General features: G+C 30.4%; 5 protein-coding genes and 1 other RNA gene. All 6 read right to left on the bottom strand.

From position 1 onward, the window contains the following. Positions 1-513 precede the first annotated feature (513 nt). Positions 514-909 (bottom strand): retropepsin-like aspartic protease, encoded by a 396-nt coding sequence (locus tag CLPUN_RS07020; RefSeq protein WP_077846605.1) that lies wholly within the window; start codon positions 907-909, stop codon positions 514-516. Further along, positions 909-1,154: a hypothetical protein gene (locus CLPUN_RS07015; protein ID WP_077846604.1), complete on the bottom strand. Its 246-nt coding sequence runs from the start codon at positions 1,152-1,154 to the stop codon at positions 909-911. The genes CLPUN_RS07020 and CLPUN_RS07015 overlap by 1 nt, the downstream gene beginning before the upstream one ends. A gap of 380 nt (positions 1,155-1,534) precedes the next feature. After that, positions 1,535-1,892, bottom strand: a transfer-messenger RNA (tmRNA) gene (gene ssrA, locus CLPUN_RS07010). A gap of 254 nt (positions 1,893-2,146) precedes the next feature. Then, complete coding sequence (locus tag CLPUN_RS07005) at positions 2,147-3,580, bottom strand: SpoIIE family protein phosphatase (protein WP_077846603.1); 1,434 nt, start codon at positions 3,578-3,580, stop codon at positions 2,147-2,149. A gap of 64 nt (positions 3,581-3,644) precedes the next feature. Further along, entirely contained in the window at positions 3,645-3,929 is a 285-nt protein-coding gene (locus CLPUN_RS07000) for an STAS domain-containing protein (protein ID WP_077846602.1), read from the bottom strand. Positions 3,930-3,940: 11 nt separating this feature from the next. Then, entirely contained in the window at positions 3,941-5,941 is a 2,001-nt protein-coding gene (locus CLPUN_RS06995; RefSeq protein WP_077846601.1) for a methyl-accepting chemotaxis protein, read from the bottom strand. Positions 5,942-6,000: the final 59 nt, after the last annotated feature.

Here is a 6,000-nt window from a genome sequence, read left to right as displayed (position 1 = left end):
GAAACATTTATGTATAGCTCCTTGCTGTCATTTTTGTGTACAAACTCAATTATAACAAGGATTTATCATAAATGTTTTTTATTTTATTCATTTGTAAAATTATTCAAGCATTTTTGCACTATTATAGTTGTATACTATATTCTTACATATTTCTTCATTCCATATATATTTTACCACACAAAAAAATCACAAGCATTATCTGTTCTCAATAATTCTAATCAACTATATTTTTATCCTTATATTTCTATACTGCTATTTTTTACTTAGATTAGTTAAGGTATTTTTCCTAATCTCCCATACAATTTCGCAAAATCCAAACCTTAATGCAAATATCCCTATTTCTGCGTAAAAGTTAGACCCCCTAAACTAAAAAATTCCCCAAAGTAACTTTGGGGAACATATAAAACACATTATCTAATTTTCTAAAAACCTTGAAACCCTTTGATATCAGCCTATTTACGTACTAGCTTAACAACTGTCTCAACGTGAAAAGTGTTTGGGAACATTATAAATTTATATCTCCTTTGCATATATTACCAAATCAACTAAATCTATTATAATACCTGCTTCTCTTAAAAAATCTAATCCCAATAATCCGTTAACTTTTTCATTTGGATCAATTTCCCCAAAGTCTATTTTAAAATCATGAATTCTAATTCCATTACAATCAATTGAATCAATTCTTTTCCTCACTGCATAACTAGAAGCTCCTCCATAACCTGAAGCTTCTATAAGTTTATCTTCATTTGAAAATTCTGCTCCCATATCATCTAAAAAATCTGTAGTTATTATTGTATGAAATGCTCCCGTATCAATAATTACATCATCGATAATAACACAATTTCCTTCATGCCCCAATTTTATAGAAGTATATAGTAATCCATTTTTTATTTGTATTTTTGTTTTCATTATATACTCCTTCTAATTCCAATATGTTTAATTTTCTCTATAACAATGCTTTCATTTTCTGTGCTATACACTAGTTGACCATTTTTGCATTTTGTAAATTCCTTCATAGCTTCTCTGCCATCTTTTATTGCTTTTATCACTGCAACTTCATCAACATATTTAGTTTTCTCATCTTCATGGTATTCTACGATTTCAAATTTAATAAATTGATTTGGATACATTTCTCTAACTTCCTGCCATTTCATTTGAATCAGCTCCTTTATATTAAATACTAGAATCTTATTCTTTATTTACATTTCTATTTTATATTACAAATTCTTATCACATTTTATTTTAATTATAACTTACTATATAACTTCTTAAAATAAAAATTTCAATTTGGACAATCACAAATGACACGTTTATAACTCTATTTTTCATAAATATTATTTTCGCTAAAAAGTGCACACCCTAACAAAAAATGCACACCCCTAATTCAAAAAGAATCAAGGGTGTGCATGTCCAACACAAAACTCTATAAATCTAAGCTCAGAACTCAAAATTTTCTGCCACAGTTCGTCCCAAGAAACAACAAAACTCCTTGAATCCAAGGGCTTTCCATTGTATCAAAATTCTAGTTCTTATTTGGTGGAGGCGAGGGGTATCGAACCCCTGTCCGAAAGCAGCTGAATTTGCCTTTCTCCGAGTGCAGTCTAAGTTTTAAGATTCCCCAAAAGCATCGCCCTTAGACAGGCTATACTTTCCGGTAGCTTCATTAATACCCCTTTAGCTCAAAGCTTTGCTAAACTTCGTTTCCCACTTAAATGACACCAGTGATCCAAGCCGTAGGCAACCTGGGCTGATGAACAGCTTTAAACTAAGCTGCTAATGCAAAATTATCTTCTGCGTTTACATTTAATGCATACTTTATTAACGAGGCTCCATGCGTCCCTCGACTCGCTTAACAAACCCTATCCCACCCCCGTCGAAGCCAAAACGCCCCCAGGTTTAAGATGGTTTAATAACATATTCATTTTTCAAAGAATGTTCATCTCGTATAAACTATTCTATCTCATTCTCTTAACTATGTCAAATAGCACATTTTTGTAATTATGGTTCTTGATAATTCTAAAATTATTTTAACTAAATAATTTTTAAAAGGTAAACTTATATTATTGAATCTAGCGGCAGTGTAGACAACTATCATAATCCCTTCCCCAACTACACTACCAAGAAAAATTCAGCAATTAAATTATAATCACTTTATCTCCATTGCAATCATAGTAGAATCATCTTCCAACTTCCCAACCTCTAACCTGGTATCTTCTAAAAATTCATCTATATAAGCTTTAAACTTAGCTATATCAACATCTCCCATATATCCTTGTATCACCTTATCCTCATCAAATATAAAGTCTAAACCATCAGATACAAAGAAAACTTTATCACCTGAATCAAAAGATATTATCTGTTCCGAAAAATCACTATTCTCAAACATTCCTAAAAAAGGTCCTTCAACAATCTTTTCTTCTACTTTTTCATCCTTCTTTTGAAAAATGAATCTATTCATTCCTGCTCCAACTACTTTAAGTTCTTTCTTATTAAAATCCATACTAAAGCAGCATACCGCAATATAATTTTCTTCATAATAGCTGACCAATTTTTTATTTAAGCTGTTAACTATATCAATTGGTTCACTATAAACAGCAATTTCTTGAAGGAATAACACGTCTAAGGCTGATATATTAAGAGCCGCTGAGATTCCTTTTCCTCTAACATCTATAACTATTCCCACAATTGCATTTTCACTTGCTTTGTAAATTCTATAAAAATCACCACTAATCATGTTTGCAGGTATGTATACACTTTCTATGCTGTAATATTCTTCACAAGGAAAACTGTTCTGCAAATTCTTCCTTTGAAGTTTAGCAGCCCTGTTTAGCTCTTGCTTCATATCAGTAACATCTCTCATGGCTGCTAATATAGCTGGTCTGCCATCATATAACATATAACTACAACTTACTTCTAAATTACTTTTTTTATTTTTCAATAAATCAAATTCATAATCATAAGTATCTTTTATTCTTTTTTGTAACAGTATATTTCTAAATCGTTTATGCAAAGCTTTCCTATACTTTAGGGGGAAATGCTTATATACATTGCTATCAATAATCTTACTATATTCTAATCCAAGTAAATTGCAAGCCTCATAATTTACTAAAACAATCTTGTTATCTACTATAATAAGTATAGCATCAGGAGAATTATTTATAATTTGTTTGTATTTTTCTTTACTGTCTTTTAGTATCTTATCTAAAATCTTTTTTTCAGTAATATCTCTTAATCTTTCAACAATAAATAATACCTTTCCATCATCGTCTAATACTGGATTATAACAAACATCCATAAACTTATTTAATTCAGGAATATATCTCTCTCGTGTAATCATTTGCTTATTTTCTACAACCTCATCAAAGGAACAATCTAGACATTTATCTTTCCTTCCTAAAACTTCATAACACATTTTCCCTTTTACGTGTTCTAGGTTTCTATTATAAAAATCATAGCCTGCTTCATTGAAAAATGCGATTGTGTAATCAGGATTATATACTTTTATTACATCTGGAATACCATTTAGTATACCATTTAATTCTTTTTCTAATATTGCTGCATCTTGCATTCTTTTATACATAATTCAAAATGTCCTTTCAACTGAATTTTACTGTTTTTAAAAATTCCAGTCACCTATTATATATTTATGGACATATTTCAAATACTTTATCTAATCTTGTTAATTTAAATAACTTTTCTACTTCTGGATTTAGTGCTTTTAATTTTATGCTTCCCCCTTTTTCAACACATTTTTTATAAATTGATACTAATGCTCCAAGTCCAGTGCTGTCAATGAAATTACATTCACTAAAATTAAAGATAAAGTTTTTATTTCTATCCTCCATTAACTTATTTATTTCTATTCTAAATGTAGCTACTTCCTCCACGACAAAATCTTTAGGTATATTAATCATAACATTGTTTTCCATTATCCTTCACCTCATATTTCAAATCTTTCTACAAGTTTAGTTAATTCCTCTGCCATAGCACTTGTTTCTTCTGCTGTCGCTGTTAAGTTATTTATTGCACTAGCTTGTTCCTCTGCTGCTAATGACACATTTTCACTATTTGCAGAATTACTTTCTGTTATTGTGGCTATTTCATTAATAAGCTTAACTACTTTATCTGAAGATGCAACTTCATCACCTGTAATGTCAAGAATCTCATTAACATGTCCAGTTATATTTTCTATAGCTTCCATTATATTAACGAAAGCTTTATCGGTTTCTGATACTATTGTAACTCCATTACTAACTTCATTTTTAGCTCTTCCCATTGCTGTTACTGCGTTTTTTATTTGCTGCATCATTTCACTAACTAAATCATTTATTTCTTTTGCTCTATCATTTGATTCCTCTGATAATTTACGTACTTCATCAGCAACTACGCTAAAGCCTTTACCATGCTCTCCAGCTCTAGCAGCTTCTATGGCTGCATTTAAAGCCAAAAGATTAGTTTGTTCTGCAATTGCATTTATAGTAGTTATAATTCCACCAACTTTAACTGATAAACTATTAACCGCCTCAAGTGCCTTTGAAGTTTCTTCACTTCCCATGCTTATAATATTCATTGCTTTTACTGTTTCTTCTACCTTTTCACGTCCTCTATCCGCAACAGTCATAGTATTGGCAGCATTTGAACTTGTAAATTTAGCTCTGTTTTGTGCCAATTGAACAAGACTTGCTAATTGTACTAAAACTCCTGAAACATCTACAATAGATGCATTCTGCTTTTCTGCATCCTGCGCTACTTGATTAATAGTTGCAGTAACTTCTTCTGTTGTAGCACTAATTTCCTCAGAAGAAGCTGCCATTTCTTCTGAAGCTGCATTTAACTGCTCTGCAGCCCCCCTTACACTTTTTACTATTTCTTCTTGATGCTTTATCATATCATTAAAGGAATTACCAAGCTCCTCTATTTCATCCTTACTAGTTATATTAATGCGAACAGTTAAATTTCCATCACCAGCTTGTCTCATTAACTTTTCTAGTTTTTTAATAGGATTAATTATTCCCATAGTTGAATATAAATAAGCACATGCCATAGCAATAATTATTGATATTATAACAATTATTATAGTATTATTTCTAATACCTATTGCTGATGCCATATATTCGTTATAATTTGCTGTCACTGCAATAACCCAATTATCAACTGGCTGGAAAACTGTATATTTATAAACGTTATTATAAGTGTAAAAGGCCTCTGAAGCTTTTCCTGCTTTCATTTGATCAATTATAAGTTTAAATTCATCATTTGCCTTATCACTTGCATTTTCTTTTAAAATCTTGCTAGCATCTGGATGATAAACAATTAATCCATTTTTATCAATCATGTATGCATATCCATTTTCTCCAACCTTTACCTTAGATGCGTAAGTGGAAATACTTTCAAATTTTATACTACCAACTAAAGTTCCAATAATCTTATCACCATCTTTAAGTGGATAAACTATAAATATAGCAGGATTTCCTGTAAATCTAGATGTTAGTACTTCACTAACAGTTTCTTTTCCAGTACTAAGTGCTTTTTTCATGTAATCACGGTCACTTAAATCTACATCATTATCTTTTATTTGACTATCCATGACTACTTTCCCATAAGCATCTGTAATAATTAATACTTCCATATAATCTTGGTTCTCTTTTTGAACATTCTTAATATATTCAAATGCTGTATCAATATCGCCTTTATTTAAATCTTTCGCAACTTTACCAAGTTCAGGATTTAAACTTGCTGTTTTTAAGGAATATTTTACTGATTGTATAGTTTTTTCAATTAAAGCAGATGTATCAGCCGTCTGTTCCTTTAATTGTTGCTGAACTGTTGCTTGTATAGATTTAGCTGCCATATTATAAGAACTATATCCTAAAATCCCCATAGGAACTGAAATAAGGATAAGAAATGCAGCTATTAATTTAAACTTTAACGAAATTTTCATTGATTTGCCTCCTTAGTATGTAAAATGCTGAATAAAGCATACTTGTGCACTTAATTTGA

Source organism: Clostridium puniceum (assembly GCF_002006345.1).
Classification (GTDB): Bacteria; Bacillota; Clostridia; order Clostridiales; family Clostridiaceae; genus Clostridium; species Clostridium puniceum.
Note: the sequence above shows the minus strand (reverse complement) of the source record. Positions and strands in the feature narration are given on the sequence as shown.

Coding starts and splice junctions, on each gene's coding strand:
- CLPUN_RS06995 (WP_077846601.1), bottom strand. CDS start 5,941: ATGAAAATTTCGTTAAAGTTTAAATTAATAGCTGCATTTCTTATCCTT.
- CLPUN_RS07000 (WP_077846602.1), bottom strand. CDS start 3,929: ATGGAAAACAATGTTATGATTAATATACCTAAAGATTTTGTCGTGGAG.
- CLPUN_RS07020 (WP_077846605.1), bottom strand. CDS start 909: ATGAAAACAAAAATACAAATAAAAAATGGATTACTATATACTTCTATA.
- CLPUN_RS07015 (WP_077846604.1), bottom strand. CDS start 1,154: ATGAAATGGCAGGAAGTTAGAGAAATGTATCCAAATCAATTTATTAAA.
- CLPUN_RS07005 (WP_077846603.1), bottom strand. CDS start 3,580: ATGTATAAAAGAATGCAAGATGCAGCAATATTAGAAAAAGAATTAAAT.